This window comes from Xenorhabdus thuongxuanensis, assembly GCF_001908095.1.
In the GTDB taxonomy this organism is placed as follows: domain Bacteria; phylum Pseudomonadota; class Gammaproteobacteria; order Enterobacterales; family Enterobacteriaceae; genus Xenorhabdus; species Xenorhabdus thuongxuanensis.
The window spans coordinates 44,317-59,768 of sequence record NZ_MKGR01000007.1; the positions used below are offsets into that span (position 1 = coordinate 44,317).

Genomic DNA, 15,452 nt, shown 5'->3' on the forward strand with positions numbered 1-15,452 from the left:
TGAGAAATGATTTCATGGAAAAATCACAATCACGCCCAGATCTACCTAAGCTGTTATTTGCTCTATTCTTCATTTTATTGCTCATTACCACCAGCTTTTGGGTCTTAAGTCCCTTTATTTTAGGATTTATTTGGTCAGGAATGGTGGTTATCGCAACTTGGCCATTATTGGAAATATTACAACAACGATTATGGGGAAAACGCTGGATTGCGGTTTCTATCATGACATTACTATTAGTTCTGTTGTTTGTTATCCCTATTGCATTACTTGTCAACAGCTTAGTAGAAAACAGCGCTCCATTGATTGAATGGGCAAAATCTCCTTCCTCTTTCCAACTTCCACAGTTGGAGTGGCTCAATCGGATACCTGTCATTGGCGAAGATTTATATCTTAAATGGCAGGATTTGATTGCTGATGGTAGTAACATGCTTCTCAACAAAATTCCTCCTTACATCGGTAAAACAGCAACCTGGTTTTTTACCCAGGCCGCTAATGCAGGGCGTTTTCTTTTTCATCTGGTACTGATGGTAATGTTCAGTGTATTACTTTATTGGAAAGGTGATCAGGTTATGCTGAGTATCCGCCATTTTGCTATCCGGCTGGCAGATCAACGAGGTGATGCCGTAGTATTGCTGGCTGCCCGATCCATCCGAGCCGTCGCTCTTGGTGTGGTTGTAACAGCATTGGTTCAAGCCATTGCAGGCGGAATTGGGCTGACAATTGCCGGCATTCCGTATCCAATGATATTGACAGTACTGATGTTTGTATGCTGTGTTGCCCAGCTTGGGCCTCTGCTTGTTCTCGTTCCATCTATCGCATGGCTTTATTGGACGGGAGAAACAACCTGGGGAACCATTTTAATTATCTGGAGCCTGGTATTAACCACAATGGATGGTGTCCTGCGCCCTTTTTTGATCCGTCTTGGTGCTGATTTGCCTATGGTATTAATTCTTACTGGTGTAATCGGTGGGATCCTTTCATTGGGTGTCATTGGACTATTTATTGGGCCTGTTGTACTGGCTGTTTCTTACAGCTTACTATTGGCATGGATGAATGAAATTCCTAAACCCGAAGAAAAAATGACAGATATAAAAAAACATTTTGGGAAAAAGCACATCAAATAATCAAATCATTGCGCGAAAAAAATAATATTTTCGCGCAATTATAAAACTGGTGAATATATCAGTCAAATTCCACTCAAAATACAAAGTTATTTTTCGAAAAAAATAAGCCCTACTAAGAAAATTGTTGCAAAAAAGTTATTTTTACAAAGTTCCTTTTCTAATCTCTATTTATTAAGAGGATTCTTAATGAATAAACTCACCTATTAAATTAGTATTCACTTCATCGAAACAAATGTTTCCCAGAGTATTGCTACCTCAGCCTATAACGCCATAGGCTAGGTTCAATGAAGTAATATATATTGCTGTGTGTAGTCTTTGCCTGTCAGCCCATGATAGGCTTTTTTTTTGTATTCAAAAAATCATGTGACATAAAATATAAAAGCCTGAAAGTATATTAACAGGCTTTTATATTTAAATTAAATTCGATTAGTTATTTCCAGCTAATTGTTTTCAGCCAAAGCAATCCAAGTTTTCACAACTGTATCAGGATTCAATGATAAACTGTCAATTCCTTCCTTCATTAACCACTGAGCAAAATCCTCATGATCCGAAGGTCCTTGTCCACAGATACCAACATATTTTCCTTGCCGTTTAGCTGATTGAATTGCCATAGAAAGCAATTGTTTCACCGCTTCATTACGTTCATCGAATAATTCGGATACTACACCAGAATCGCGATCTAATCCCAAAGCTAATTGCGTCATATCATTTGAACCAATTGAGAAGCCGTCAAAATATTCAAGGAATTGATCTGCTAACAACGCATTCGATGGAATTTCACACATCATGATAACTTTCAAGCCATTCTCACCACGCCTCAAACCTTGAGATGCCAATTCCGCTATCACCGCTTCCGCCTGAGCAACGGTACGCACAAACGGGATCATCACTTCAACATTAGTTAACCCCATCACATTACGTACCCGCTTGATCGCCTCACACTCCAAAGCAAAACATTGACGGAAACTGTCAGAAACGTAGCGCCCTGCCCCACGGAAACCCAGCATTGGGTTTTCTTCATGTGGCTCATACGTGTCTCCACCCACTAAGTTCGCATATTCATTGGATTTGAAATCTGATAAGCGAACAATCACACGCTTAGGCCAAAATGCTGCCGCAAGCGTTGCAATCCCTTCCGTCAATTTTCCTACATAAAACTCAATCGGATCATCATAACCAACCATCAACGATTTAATTTGCTCTTGCAGCTCAGGAGATTGTTTAGAGTATTCAAGCAGGGCTCGAGGATGCACACCGATCATTCGGTTAATAATAAACTCCAGTCGAGCCAAACCAACCCCTTCATTTGGTAAACAGGCGAAATCAAATGCGCGATCAGGATTACCCACATTCATCATGATTTTCACATCCAATTCCGGCAATTTATCAATTTGGGAACTCTGAATGCTAAAGTCTAATTTATTCTGATAAACGTACCCCGTATCACCTTCTGAACAAGAAACTGTTACCTGTTGGCCTTCTTGCAAACGTTCAGTCGCATCGCCACAACCAACAACAGCAGGAATACCCAGTTCACGCGCAATAATAGCAGCATGGCAGGTACGTCCACCACGATTAGTAACAATAGCGGCTGCTCTTTTCATGATCGGTTCCCAATCCGGATCAGTCATATCAGTGACCAATACATCCCCCACTTGAATGCGATCCATCTCACTAAGATTGTGGATAACCTTGACTGTTCCAACACCAATACGATGCCCAATTGCCCGACCTTCTATCAATACATTGCCTTGCTCATTGAGTTGATAACGTTCCATTACTTGCCGATTTGATCGGACAGTTTCAGGACGAGCCTGAACAATATATAACTTGCCATTGTGTCCATCTTTCGCCCACTCGATATCCATCGGACGACCATAATGTTTCTCAATCAGCAAAGCCTGTCTGGCCAGCTCTTCCACTTCACTGTCAACTAAAGAGAAACGATTGCGCAATTCCTCTGATACAGTTTCTGTACGCACTTGCTTACCATGCTCTTTACTATCTGCATAAACCATGCGGATTTTTTTAGAGCCAAGATTACGGCGCACTATTGCAGGGCGATTGTTATTCAATGTCGGTTTATGGACATAAAATTCATCAGGGTTTACTGCCCCCTGTACAACCATCTCTCCTAAACCATAAGCTGATGTAATGAATACAACCTGATCAAAACCTGATTCAGTATCGATCGTAAACATCACTCCAGACGAAGCCAAATCAGAACGCACCATGCGCTGTATACCGGCAGAAAGTGCAACACCGCGGTGGTCATAACCCTGATGGACACGGTAAGAAATGGCACGATCATTAAAAAGTGATGCAAAGACATGCTTGATAGCCACCATCACCGCATCAATACCTTGCACATTCAAAAAAGTTTCTTGCTGTCCAGCAAAAGAAGCATCTGGCATATCTTCCGCTGTTGCAGAAGAGCGCACGGCGAAAGAGGCATCAGGCTCGCCTTCAGACAATTGCAGATAGGCATCACGAATATCTTTTTCAAGTTGAGCTGTAAATGGCGTATCAATCACCCACTGACGGATCTGCGCACCAGCTTTAGCCAATTGATTAACATCATCAACATTGGTTTCATCCAGCAATTGATAAATACGCTGGTTCACACCACTTTGTTCCAGAAAATCATTAAATGCCTGGGCAGTTGTAGCAAAACCATTAGGAACAGACACGCCAAGTTCAGCCAGATTGGTGATCATCTCGCCAAGTGAGGCGTTTTTACCACCAACCCGATTAACATCATTCATGCCTAATTGGTTATACCAGAGCACATTGCTTGAGGTGAGGCCACTATTGGACATTAGAAACTATCCTTTTTTTACATTCGGAGATACAAATCGGAAAATTAAAGCTGCACTTCACAGCGGAAAATAGCCTAGCACATTGTCTTGCCAGATATAGAAAGGTGAATCGATCAACCCAACAATATTATTTTTTTACGGGTATAATTTGGAAAAAACCCTAAGGGCATAACAATAAAAGAAGAGAGACAATGATAGAAATCCATCCCCCTCAAACAGCAGAAAATGAAATACTAGAACGCAGCGTATTTTTTATTTCCGATGGAACAGCGATCACGGCAGAAGTATTAGGCCATGCCGTGTTATCCCAATTTCCAATTACTATTACTTCCTATACGTTACCTTTCGTGACGAGCAAAACCAGGGCAGAGGAAGTCAGAGAGCAAATAAACACGATATATCAGCAAACCCAAATCAAGCCATTAGTTTTCTATTCCATCATTTCGGATGAAGTTAAAAGCATTATTACCTGTAGTAATGGATTTTGTCAGGATATTGTTCAAACATTAGTTGCACCATTACAGCAAGAAATTGGCCTGGAACCAAAACCAGAATTACACCGAACTCACGGCTTATCCAGAAAAAATCTGGGGCAATATGATGCGCGCATTGCTGCCATTGATTACACTCTCGCCCATGATGATGGTATTTCATTACGTAACCTTGATCAGGCTCAAGTTATTATTCTTGGCGTATCTCGGTGTGGGAAAACACCAACCAGCCTCTATCTTGCCATGCAATTTGGTATTCAAGCTGCAAACTATCCTTTTACCGCAGATGATATGGATAATTTGCAGTTACCTGCCGCTTTAAAATCCTTTCAGCATAAATTATTTGGCCTAACTATTAGCCCTGAAAGGCTTGCTGCTATCCGTGAAGAGCGGCGTGAAAATAGTCGTTATGCTTCATTACGACAATGTCGGGTCGAAATTGCTGAAGTCGAGGCTTTATTCCGAAAAAACAAAATCAATTATCTGAATACTACTAATTATTCTGTCGAAGAGATTTCAGCCAAAATTATTGATAGCATGGGATTAAAACGCCGTATGTTCTGATTTCAGAACATAACATGTTTAACAATATTTATTCACAACACTTTCTCGCGCGAATATCATGATTGTCTGTTGAATTTACTGGGGGTGCGTTATTGTGATTCCCCAGTCATTCCAAACTCTGTCTCAATATGAAGTAAAATCCGAGAAAGAAAGTATATGTATAAAACAGATGAGTTAAGAACCCACCGCATTGATAGCCTGATCACACCTAAAACACTTTTAGAACAATATCCTATATCAGACAAAACATTACAAAATGTGACATTGTCACGAAAGCGTATTGAATCCATCCTAACAGGTGAGGAGCAACGTCTATTGGTCATTATTGGCCCTTGCTCCATTCATGATGTTGATGCAGCCCTTGATTATGCCTCTCGTTTACGCACCCTGCGCAAAAAATACCAGCAAAATCTAGAAATCGTGATGCGAACCTATTTCGAGAAACCGAGAACAGTTGTTGGCTGGAAAGGCTTAATTTCAGATCCCATGTTAGACGGCTCTTGCCAGGTTAATAAAGGGATCTCCCTTGCCCGTAAACTATTAATTGATATCAATGAATTAGGCGTCCCGACTGCTACAGAATTTCTAGATATGGTCACTGGCCAATACATTGCCGATTTAATTAGTTGGGGAGCAATCGGCGCCAGAACAACAGAGAGCCAAATTCACAGGGAAATGGCTTCTGCCTTGTCATGTCCAGTTGGTTTTAAAAACGGGACGGATGGCAATACACTTATCGCTATTGATGCAATACGTGCGGCACGAGCCAAACATATGTTTTTGTCCCCAGATAAAAACGGTCAGATGACTATTTATCAAACCAATGGAAACCCCTATGGACATATTATTATGCGTGGTGGGAAAAAACCGAATTACAGTGCTGAAGATATTGCAGCAACCTGCCACAAATTACGTGAATTCCACCTACCTGAACGTCTAATTGTGGATTGCAGCCACGCTAATTGCCAGAAAATTCATCATCGTCAATTGGATATAGCAAAAAATATCGGTGAACAAATCCAATCAGGCTCAACAGCTATTGCTGGTGTTATGGCTGAAAGCTTTTTAGTCGAAGGAACCCAAAAAGTTATCAAGGGAGGAGCTTTGACATACGGACAATCTATTACCGATCCATGCCTTGGCTGGCAGGATACGGAAGAATTTATCAATATTCTTGGCGAAGCCATGAGAAATCGTTCCTGAATCCTTTCCTTATTTTGGCTCCTACCGACTGTCGGGGCCAATCATCCAAAGAAATAATTATTTAAAATCAAAAATTTAAAAAGAAATTTCAGGTACAGAAAAAATAGCTTGAAGTTAACCATCATTGAAACGATAATTATTCTCAATATCAGAATAATTACCGTTCACGTTTATTTATGGGAAAATTAGCACATCGTCAACATGGCTACATAAGTCGCCTGCAACAGCAGATTCTTCCTGATCTACCCAACGATTCTATAAAGATCAATTGCATTTATGATCAACTCTGACGCAATAAAAAATATAACAAAATCACTGCTGAATAACAGTGATATATCAGTTAATTGTGTTCATAGGAACACGCTATTTCACCATGGAAATTGACTTGCATGACTTTAATTAAATCACCAAATCTAAAACTGTCTACATTAAGTGTATTCATCTTCGCGAGTTTATCTTCTGCGAATGCCACAACAGTACCTTCGGAAACAGTACATTCCAAAAAAGGTAAATCATCCAAAGATACTGTAACTGTCTATGCCACTGGCAACCAACGTGACAGCTTTGAAGCCCCGATGATGGTTACAGTCATTGAAGGCAATTCTGCTAGCAATCAGGTTGCAGGCAACGCAAATGATTTACTGCGCAATATTCCGGGAATTGATGTCGCTGGCGTGGGTCGTACCAATGGGCAAGATATCAGCATTCGGGGTTATACCCAAAAAGGGGTTCTGACACTTGTTGATGGTATTCGGCAAGGGAATAATACCGGACACCTCAATGGCGTATTCCTCGATCCCGCTTTGATTAAACAAGTTGAAGTTGTCCGTGGCCCATCAGCACTACTTTACGGCAGTGGTGCTCTGGGTGGTGTTATTGCCTATCAAACAGTAGATGCTACTGATTTATTGGAAGAAGGCAAAAATACTGGTTTTCGTGTCTTTAGCCGTGCAGGTAGCGGTGACCACAGTCTGGGATTTGGGGGAGCTGCATTCGGTAAAACAGAACAGCTTGACGGATTAGTTGCATTTGGCACCCGTGATGTGGGCAATATCCGCTTCGGAAAGGGTATAACAGAAAATAACGATGAAACCATTGGTAACGCATTGGTAAAAGGCTCTTGGAAAATAGACGACAACCAAAAGCTCAGCGGCAACTTACGCTATTACCGTAATGAGGCACATGAGCCTCAAAATCCACAAACCATCTATGGCAAGAGAAACGAACGATTAGACCGCACCACAACACAACGTAATGCTCAATTGTCTTATCAATTAAATCCTGCAGAATATAGCTGGTTAAATGCCAAAGTAGATATTTATTATTCCGATATAAATATTAATAACAGAAGCAAAGACAAGGGCTTTGAAGGCCGTAAACAAGAAACTTATGGTATAAAACTTGAAAATAGATCCCATTTTGGAACCACTGCCTTTGCAACACACCAATTTACCTATGGTGGTGAAACCTATAAACAAAAACAAAAGCCAAGTAGCAGCATTGTAGAAGGTTTTCCCAACGCCGATATCCGTTTTGCATCTGGTTGGATTCAAGATGAAATGACCCTGCGTGATTTACCTGTTTCATTTATTGTGGGTACACGTTACGACAATTACAAAGCCACAAATAGCAAATATGATGATATCAGTGCCGATAAGTGGTCATCAAAAGGCGCTATTAGTATTACCCCCACAGATTGGTCAATGTTATTTGCTTCTTATTCCCAAGCATTCCGTTCCCCGACTATGGGCGAAATGTATAATGATTCCAGACATTTTCCTGGAAACTATTGGAAACCCAATCCAAATCTACGCCCTGAAAGTAATGAAACTCAGGAATATGGCTTCGGACTACGTTTCGATGATGTTTTAGCCAACAATGATGGTCTGAAATTGAAAGCCAGTTATTTTGATACTAAAGCAAAAGATTACATCACATCCACCATAGGAAAAGACTTCACACAATCAATTAACATTCCAAAAGCCAAAATTTGGGGTTGGGATATTTCTATGACGTATGATTCCGATTGGTTCTCCTGGAACCTTGCTTACAATCGAACTACGGGTAAGAACGAAAAAACTGGGGCATCTATAGGAGCACTGACTCCTGATACCCTAACCAGCACTTTGGATATTCCATTATCTGACACAGATTTTTCTATTGGATGGGTCGGTAAATTTACTCAGCATACCCAAGTTAAAGGGATATATGGCACCAATAAGGATGAATACGCTCGCAAGGTTTCTCAATACGCAGGTTATGGCGTCAATGACTTCTACGTTAGCTATCATGGCACTGGAACATTAAAAGGTCTAACTACCTCCGTTGTACTGGGTAACGCTTTTGATAAAACCTACTATTCATCGCTGGGAGCACCACAGCATGGTCGTAATGCAAAACTGTTTGTAAGCTACCAGTGGTAAAAGAACAAACAGATTATTATCTCGATTTCAGAACAAAATTGTTTTTAAACACCGTTTTTTAAGGAGCTAGCAACTGTGAATCAGTCACTTTATGAACGTTACCTACAAGCCAAGGCAGAAAACAAAGCTAAATATGCACGCGATCTGGCTGCTTACCTTAACGTCAGCGAAGGAGAGTTATTGCATAGCCGTGTCGGTATCGACGCAAAACGTTTGAATATTGACGCTCCTACCCTGCTTCAAGAACTGGCAGCAGTTGGCGAAACCAAGGCGATTACCCGTAATGACTTCGCAGTTCATGAGCATATTGGACGCTACGAAAATACCAAATTTAGCCCACATGTTGGTTTGATCCTTAATCCGCGTGAGCTTGACTTACGTCTATTCTTCGACCACTGGAGCAGCATTTTCTCTTTGGTTGAACCCGCAAAGAATGGTGTGCGTCACAGCATTCAATTCTTTGACCGCCAAGGCGATGCGTTGCATAAAGTCTATGCCACCAGCAACACCGATATGGCTGAATGGGATGCACTGATCGAAAAATATCAGACTAGTGAAAATCCAACACTGGAAATCAAACCGGAAGAAGTGCCTGAACATGCAGAAGTTACGGAACAACTGAAAGCGCAGCTAGATGAGGAATGGCGTGCCATGACTGACGTTCATCAATTCTTCATTATGATGAAACGTCACAATCTTAACCGCCAGCAAATTTTCAATGCAGTTAAAGATGATTTGGCTTATCGTGTGGATAATTCAGCACTCACTCAAATTGTGGAAGTTGCCTATAAAGACCAAAACGAAATCATGATCTTTGTCGGAAACCGTGGTTGTGTCCAGATTTTTACGGGTAAATTGGAACGTCTGATGCCTTATCAGGCAGAAAATTCTACCCAGAAATGGCTCAACATTTTCAATCACAATTTCACTCTGCACCTGATTGAAAGTGCCATCGCAGAAAGCTGGGTGACCCGTAAACCAACCGATTGTGGCTTCGTCACCAGCCTTGAGTTGTTTGATGCCAATGGCAACCAAATCGCACAATTATACGGCCAACGCACTGAAGGCACTTCTGAACAAACTCAATGGCGTGAACAAATTGCTGCTTTACCTAAACTGCAACCAGAACAGGAAACTTGTGTAGCATGAAAAAATGGCTTCTAACATTTATGCTTGCCATCTCTTTCAATGTGTTCTCTGCTGAACGCATTGTTACCATTGGTGGCGATGTGTCTGAAATTGTTTTTGCACTTGGCGAAGGACAGCACGTTGTCGCAAGGGACAGTACCAGCCAAAATCCCAAGGAACTGCTCTCTTTACCCGATATCGGGTATATGAGGATGCTGAACTCAGAAGGGATCCTATCCATGCGTCCATCACTAGTGATTGCAAGTGAGTCGGCTCAACCTTCCCTGGCACTCAAGCAAGTCGAAGATTCCGGTGTAAAAGTTATTAAAGTGACCAGCGAAACCTCGTTAGAAGCCATTCCTGCAAAAATCAGGACCGTCGCCAAGGCGGTCAATCAGGAAAAACGTGGCGAAGCATTGATTGACCAATATCGGCAGCAACTCGCAGATATCACCACGTCAAATATTTCCACCAAAGTCGTCTTTGTCATGAGTCATGGTGGCATCATGCCAATGGCGGCTGGTCAGAAAACCGCAGCCGATCAAATTATTCGTGCCATTGGTGCAAAAAATGCGATGCAAGGCTTCCAAGGATATCGTCCTTTATCACAAGAAGGTGTTATTGCCAGCAAGCCGGACTTACTGCTAGTCAGTACCGAAGGGCTAAAGACGTTGGGTGGGATGGATAAAATTTGGCAGCTTCCTGGGTTAAATTTCACACCCGCAGGAAAGAAAAAACAGGTCGTGGTTGTTGATGAAATGGGCCTGCTTGGATTTGGTCTGCAAACACCTGCTGTGATGAAACAAGTCCGTGATGCCGCGGAGAAAGTGCAATGAGCCATTCCCGCTCCCCCAGTCTCGGTGTAATAGTACTGAGTTTGTTGTTATTCCTGCTGGCCATTAGCTCAGCAAATATGGGGGCATTGCCACTCTCTTTTAAAACACTGTGGAAATCCTCTTTGGATGATCCACAGTGGCAAATCTGGTTAAATATTCGGTTACCACGTATTTTGCTGGCGATCCTCATTGGAGGAGCATTGGCTATATCTGGTGCCGTAATGCAAGGATTATTTCGTAACCCTCTGGCCGATCCTGGATTATTAGGGATCAGTAGTGGTTCAGCACTTACCGTCGCAATGTTTATTGTATTGCCTTTCGCTTTACCTGCCAGCATTGCGTTGTACGGACATATTATCGCAGCGTTTATTGGCAGTTTATTGGTATCATCCCTGATATTCATCCTCAATAAATATAACCACGGCAACCTGTCAAAGCTACTCCTTGCAGGCATTGCCATTAATGCATTATGTTCGTCATTTATTGGTGTATTGAGTTATATCAGTAACGACCAACAATTACGCCAATTTTCCATTTGGATGATGGGTTCACTCAGTCAAATAGAATGGCCAACACTAGCTATTGCTGCATCACTCATTATTCCTGTTTGTATATTGACAATCAGTCAATCACGTAAACTCAATTTGCTACAACTGGGAGATGAAGAAGCGCACTATTTAGGCATTAATGTCCAACGCACCAAATATCAATTATTGCTATTAAGTGCCTTATTAGTTGGATGTGCCGTTGCTTTGACCGGTGTCATTGGTTTTATTGGTTTAGTTATCCCGCATCTTGCCAGACAGCGATTTGGGGGAGATCATACTTGGCTACTGCCGATATCTGCCTTGGGTGGTGCATGTCTTCTGTTAAAAGCCGACACATTAGCCAGAACATTAGTTTCTCCTGCTGAAATGCCAGTGGGCCTTATCACTGGTTTGATTGGTGCTCCCTATTTTTTATGGCTCATTCTTAAGCCATCAAGAAACCGTTCATAATGGAACCGATCATGTCAAATAATTTACTTGAAGCGCAAAATTTAAATTATTTCATCGGGCAGCGCCAGATAATCAAGGATGTTTCCCTTTCCCTGCGCCAAGGGGAAATTGTGGCAATTATTGGCCCAAACGGGGCAGGAAAATCAACTCTGTTACGTCTATTAACTGGCTATATCCTACCCAGTTCAGGAGATTGTTTGTTAAAAGGAATTCCCATTTCCCGCTGGCCAACTCAGCAGTTAGCTCGTATTCGAGCAGTCATGCGGCAATATAGCGCCCTCACTTTTCCTTTTAGCGTAGAAGAAGTCATCGCTATGGGACGTGTTCCCCATGAAAATACCCACAAAAGAACCGCCATTGATGAAGCGATTGCATTGACAGAGTGTGAAGAGCTGAGAAACAGAAATTATCAGAAATTATCTGGAGGGGAACAACAACGGGTTCAACTGGCAAGAGTTTTGGCTCAACTTTGGCACCCTGAACCTACCGAATCTTGTCTGTTTTTGGATGAACCCACGTCAGCATTGGATCTTTATCACCAGCAACATACATTGCGATTAGTTCACCACCTGACACGAAAACATCCCATTGCTGTCTGTTGTGTACTGCATGATTTGAATCTGGCATCACTTTATGCCGATAAGATTATTTTGTTGCATAAAGGCCGATTAGTAGCATCCGGCATTCCACAAGATGTACTGCGTGACGATATTCTTAAGCAATGGTATCAAGCCGATTTGGGCGTTATGCAGCATCCCGAAACTCATCAGCCACAGATCTATCTCCGACAATAAAAGGTTAGTGTTTATTTCCTTTTAATTAATGGGATGCAGATAAAAAGGCAAATTTTGCTGTAATTGGCGAAATTTGCCTAAAATAAGTAAAAATTAAGTTCAAAACAGCTTGAAATTAATTAATATTTTTAGAAATACGTTGTTTGCGGGCTGAAGGCAAATACCAAAGTGTAGCAATAAAACATAGGGCATAACCCAACATTTCACAGCCTTCTTCCACCATATTTTTAACCGTCCGGTTAAAATGTTCATCCATCAATCCCTGCCACAGCGCCCCCATACCAAATAAACGGGAAAACACCAGTACACACAACAGGCCACAAGCCATCATAGAATAACTTTGGTGGCGTGTGAAATAGACGAGTCCAGAGAGAGTTTTCTGCCCATTTTTGTAAGCATACCCAATACAGACTAAAGCAAGTGGAATGGCAAACCATGACCATGCACCATGAAAGAAGAGATTATCAAAATAGATATCTAATTCTCTAATCAGAAGACAACTGAAAAAACCAGCCATTAATACCAATGACGGACGCAATTTTACATTTTTCTTTACTTCATAAAACAGCAAAGCAGCAATAATCAGCAACGTTAACTCCTGAAAAATCTCAGTCAGTGAGTCTTCACGCACACCATTTTTCAGGTAATTAACATCCAAAAAGAGTAAACCTGTGACTCCTGCTATCACTAATGCGTAGAAAATAAAAAAAACCAGCTTTCTGGTTAAATAGATAATATCCGATTGCATTACATCCTCGTTTATAATTAATAATGCGGGGCATAATACCAGTTACACTAAAATCTGATGAACATCTGGTGCGGTGGGTTATTTGATAAGCGAAAAAATAAACCATCTTTCACAGTTATTAACCTGAAACAGCACATTTTGCGTATACGATAAAAAAGAAATTCTTAAAATGGCTCACATAATAACGTAACCAACTATTTATCAGTATATTTTTAGCAAAACCCCACCCATGTGGAAGGTAAACATGTTAGAAAATGTTATCAACGATATTGTAAGATGGTTAGAAAGCCAACTTCAACAAACTGAAGGTATCAAAATAGATGCTATAGCCCATAAAAGTGGTTACTCAAAATGGCATTTACAACGAATCTTTAAAGAGTTGAAAGGCTGTACGTTAGGTCAATATGTACGTCGTCGTCGTCTCCATGAAGCGGCCAGATCTTTGTGTGAAGGCAATTTGCCAATTCTTGCCATTGCTCTTCAATATGGTTTTAGCTCTCAAGCCACATTTACCCGAATATTTAAAAAACATTTTAATACTACGCCCGCTAAATTCCGGGAAAATGGACATCTGCCTGAGTTCAAGACGTTTTTGTATTGTGAAGAATATATCCCGAAGTATAAATATTGCACAGAATAAGTACAAAATAACCTGCCCATGCTTCAGATCTATATTTATATTAAATATCACCCTTTATGGTCAACTTCCCTGTTGTCGCCATTTTTTCATTTCACTGAACGTTGTTCAATTACTTTAATTCATTAACCAGCCAGTAGTACAATTGCTGCAATTCTCTATCCAGAGGGGAATATTGCTCACTAATTTTCCGGATCACTTGTCCAACCGCTTCTGGCTGATACAGCACTCCAATTAATTTTTCAGACAATAATTCAAGCGGAGAGGGTTCCAAACTGTCCGTGAACACTTGACAACGGCTAATCACACCGTGTTCAACATCAACATGTAATTCAACCCCTCCCCAATGGAATCGTGTATCCAATACATGGCTAAATGCAGGAGCCTGACCAAAATTCCACTCCCAGCTACTTTGTTTGGCAAAAATATCACTAAATCCGGGTAAATCAGGCAAAGCCTGGGGGGAAATCACTTCCGCTTTGGCTGTCTTACCGAAGTATGCGAAAAATGCGTCGATGATCCCCTGACAAACTATTTCATGTGTGAGACCAGGCAATAACTCAGCTAAATTCATAACTCTGGAACGAACTGAAGTGATACCTTTCGTCTGTAACTTTTTAAGATCTGGATTAAGATAATTAGCAAGCCGATTTAAGTCCGCATTAATCAACAAAGTTCCGTGATGAAAGCCTCTGTCTTTTGTTTCCTTATATGCAGAGCCAGAAATTTTACGCTCCCCTTCTGGGGAAGATAAAACCAAGTCATTGCGACCAGAAGCTGTCACATGAATTCCTGCTTTCTTCAAACCTTCCAGGATGATTTGTGTGGAAATTGTTTTGTTATATTCAGGCTTACCTGCCATAAAAGTAAAACATGTATTACCCAAATCATGAAAAACCGCGCCACCTCCACTGCTCCGCCGAGCCAGTTTTATTCCATCTTGCTCCATTTTTCGCGTGTTACACTCTTTCCATGGATTCTGAGCACGCCCCACCACAACAGTATCGGCATTACGCCATAAAAACAAAACGTGCTGATTTGAAGGCATTTGTCGAAAAATACCCTCTTCAACAGCAAGGTTAAACCAGGGATCATGAGAATCGGAAAGCAAAAGACGTAATGAGGACATTTTTGACTCCGACAAAAAGAACAGAATTTTAAGATATCATAAAGCTCTGCCGGAACAATAAGATGGAAATGACGTTAAATCCTACGAGCTTGCCAAAAAACACGACGCCAATACACATTATCAAGAGAAGAACGCATTACACCCTTACTTGTGGACGCATGAATAAACTCATTGTTAGTATCATAAATACCTACATGCAACTCACTTTTTCCACTACCTGTTTTGAAAAAAACCAGATCTCCTGGCATCAGATCATCTTTACTGATCCGTGTGCCTATTTGTATTTGTTCACTTGTTGTGCGAGGAAGCTGAATATTAAAACGATCAGAAAAAGTCCGGTACACAAAACCGGAACAATCGATACCACGCCTATCTATTCCACCATAGCGATAGGGCGTATTCTGCCATCGTTCAAGTTGATCTTTTAACTGAGCAATAACCATTATCGGATCAGAGAGAGCTACCTTCAGTGGAGACGAGTTAGGCTTGGAAACAGGATTGGTACAACCAATGAGAAAGAAACTTAATAATAAGCATAGATGCCTTATTCTGATTACT

General features: G+C 41.2%; 13 protein-coding genes. 9 read left to right on the plus strand and 4 right to left on the minus strand.

All coding sequences use genetic code 11. The annotated features are described in order from the left end of the window. Window positions 1–14 precede the first annotated feature (14 nt). Window positions 15–1,124 (plus strand): AI-2E family transporter YdiK, encoded by a 1,110-nt coding sequence (gene ydiK / locus Xentx_RS06500; protein ID WP_074019456.1) that lies wholly within the window; start codon window positions 15–17, stop codon window positions 1,122–1,124. 440 nt (window positions 1,125–1,564) lie between these two features. On the opposite strand, the gene ppsA is transcribed toward ydiK, so the two are convergent. Further along, window positions 1,565–3,943, minus strand: coding sequence for a phosphoenolpyruvate synthase (gene ppsA, locus Xentx_RS06505; RefSeq protein WP_074019457.1), 2,379 nt, complete (start codon window positions 3,941–3,943; stop codon window positions 1,565–1,567). A gap of 191 nt (window positions 3,944–4,134) precedes the next feature. Between ppsA and ppsR the strand changes: the two genes are divergently transcribed. From ppsR to Xentx_RS06540, 7 genes are all read left to right on the plus strand, one after another. Further along, window positions 4,135–4,998, plus strand: coding sequence for a posphoenolpyruvate synthetase regulatory kinase/phosphorylase PpsR (ppsR, locus tag Xentx_RS06510; protein WP_074019458.1), 864 nt, complete (start codon window positions 4,135–4,137; stop codon window positions 4,996–4,998). A 156-nt stretch (window positions 4,999–5,154) separates the two neighbouring features. Continuing rightward, window positions 5,155–6,201 (plus strand): 3-deoxy-7-phosphoheptulonate synthase, encoded by a 1,047-nt coding sequence (locus Xentx_RS06515; protein ID WP_074019459.1) that lies wholly within the window; start codon window positions 5,155–5,157, stop codon window positions 6,199–6,201. A gap of 389 nt (window positions 6,202–6,590) precedes the next feature. Next, the gene (locus tag Xentx_RS06520; RefSeq protein WP_074019460.1) at window positions 6,591–8,624 is read left to right on the plus strand and encodes a TonB-dependent hemoglobin/transferrin/lactoferrin family receptor; all 2,034 of its coding nucleotides are present in this window, start codon (window positions 6,591–6,593) and stop codon (window positions 8,622–8,624) included. Window positions 8,625–8,699: 75 nt separating this feature from the next. Then, window positions 8,700–9,773 (plus strand): hemin-degrading factor, encoded by a 1,074-nt coding sequence (locus Xentx_RS06525; protein ID WP_074019461.1) that lies wholly within the window; start codon window positions 8,700–8,702, stop codon window positions 9,771–9,773. Next, window positions 9,770–10,588: a heme/hemin ABC transporter substrate-binding protein gene (locus Xentx_RS06530; RefSeq protein WP_074019462.1), complete on the plus strand. Its 819-nt coding sequence runs from the start codon at window positions 9,770–9,772 to the stop codon at window positions 10,586–10,588. The genes Xentx_RS06525 and Xentx_RS06530 overlap by 4 nt, the downstream gene beginning before the upstream one ends. After that, on the plus strand, window positions 10,585–11,586 hold the full coding sequence (locus tag Xentx_RS06535; RefSeq protein ID WP_074019463.1) for a FecCD family ABC transporter permease: 1,002 nt from the start codon (window positions 10,585–10,587) through the stop codon (window positions 11,584–11,586). Before Xentx_RS06530 ends, Xentx_RS06535 begins: the two co-directional genes overlap by 4 nt. After that, entirely contained in the window at window positions 11,586–12,380 is a 795-nt protein-coding gene (locus tag Xentx_RS06540) for a heme ABC transporter ATP-binding protein (protein WP_074019464.1), read from the plus strand. The genes Xentx_RS06535 and Xentx_RS06540 overlap by 1 nt, the downstream gene beginning before the upstream one ends. Window positions 12,381–12,495: 115 nt before the next feature. Here Xentx_RS06540 and Xentx_RS06545 read toward each other — a convergent pair whose 3' ends face one another. Next, complete coding sequence (locus tag Xentx_RS06545) at window positions 12,496–13,128, minus strand: hypothetical protein (protein ID WP_074019465.1); 633 nt, start codon at window positions 13,126–13,128, stop codon at window positions 12,496–12,498. 244 nt (window positions 13,129–13,372) lie between these two features. Here Xentx_RS06545 and Xentx_RS06550 point away from each other — a divergent pair, with 244 nt between their 5' ends. After that, a complete protein-coding gene (locus tag Xentx_RS06550) occupies window positions 13,373–13,768 on the plus strand; it encodes a helix-turn-helix domain-containing protein (RefSeq protein ID WP_074019466.1) in 396 nt (131 codons plus the stop codon). Between the two features lie 109 nt (window positions 13,769–13,877). On the opposite strand, the gene lplA is transcribed toward Xentx_RS06550, so the two are convergent. Beyond that, the gene (gene lplA / locus Xentx_RS06555) at window positions 13,878–14,894 is read right to left on the minus strand and encodes a lipoate--protein ligase (protein WP_074019467.1); all 1,017 of its coding nucleotides are present in this window, start codon (window positions 14,892–14,894) and stop codon (window positions 13,878–13,880) included. A gap of 74 nt (window positions 14,895–14,968) precedes the next feature. Next, window positions 14,969–15,448 carry a C40 family peptidase gene (locus Xentx_RS06560; RefSeq protein ID WP_208607551.1) on the minus strand — a complete coding sequence of 160 codons (480 nt, stop codon included), beginning with the start codon at window positions 15,446–15,448 and terminating at the stop codon, window positions 14,969–14,971. Between the last annotated feature and the right edge of the window lie 4 nt (window positions 15,449–15,452).

Excerpts from the sequence above, each read along its gene's own strand:
- Xentx_RS06515 (WP_074019459.1), top strand. The coding sequence starts at position 5,155 with ATGTATAAAACAGATGAGTTAAGAACCCACCGCATTGATAGCCTGATC.
- Xentx_RS06520 (WP_074019460.1), top strand. The coding sequence starts at position 6,591 with ATGACTTTAATTAAATCACCAAATCTAAAACTGTCTACATTAAGTGTA.
- lplA (WP_074019467.1), bottom strand. The coding sequence starts at position 14,894 with ATGTCCTCATTACGTCTTTTGCTTTCCGATTCTCATGATCCCTGGTTT.
- ydiK (WP_074019456.1), top strand. The coding sequence starts at position 15 with ATGGAAAAATCACAATCACGCCCAGATCTACCTAAGCTGTTATTTGCT.
- Xentx_RS06530 (WP_074019462.1), top strand. The coding sequence starts at position 9,770 with ATGAAAAAATGGCTTCTAACATTTATGCTTGCCATCTCTTTCAATGTG.
- Xentx_RS06540 (WP_074019464.1), top strand. The coding sequence starts at position 11,586 with ATGGAACCGATCATGTCAAATAATTTACTTGAAGCGCAAAATTTAAAT.
- Xentx_RS06535 (WP_074019463.1), top strand. The coding sequence starts at position 10,585 with ATGAGCCATTCCCGCTCCCCCAGTCTCGGTGTAATAGTACTGAGTTTG.
- ppsR (WP_074019458.1), top strand. The coding sequence starts at position 4,135 with ATGATAGAAATCCATCCCCCTCAAACAGCAGAAAATGAAATACTAGAA.
- Xentx_RS06545 (WP_074019465.1), bottom strand. The coding sequence starts at position 13,128 with ATGCAATCGGATATTATCTATTTAACCAGAAAGCTGGTTTTTTTTATT.
- ppsA (WP_074019457.1), bottom strand. The coding sequence starts at position 3,943 with ATGTCCAATAGTGGCCTCACCTCAAGCAATGTGCTCTGGTATAACCAA.
- Xentx_RS06550 (WP_074019466.1), top strand. The coding sequence starts at position 13,373 with ATGTTAGAAAATGTTATCAACGATATTGTAAGATGGTTAGAAAGCCAA.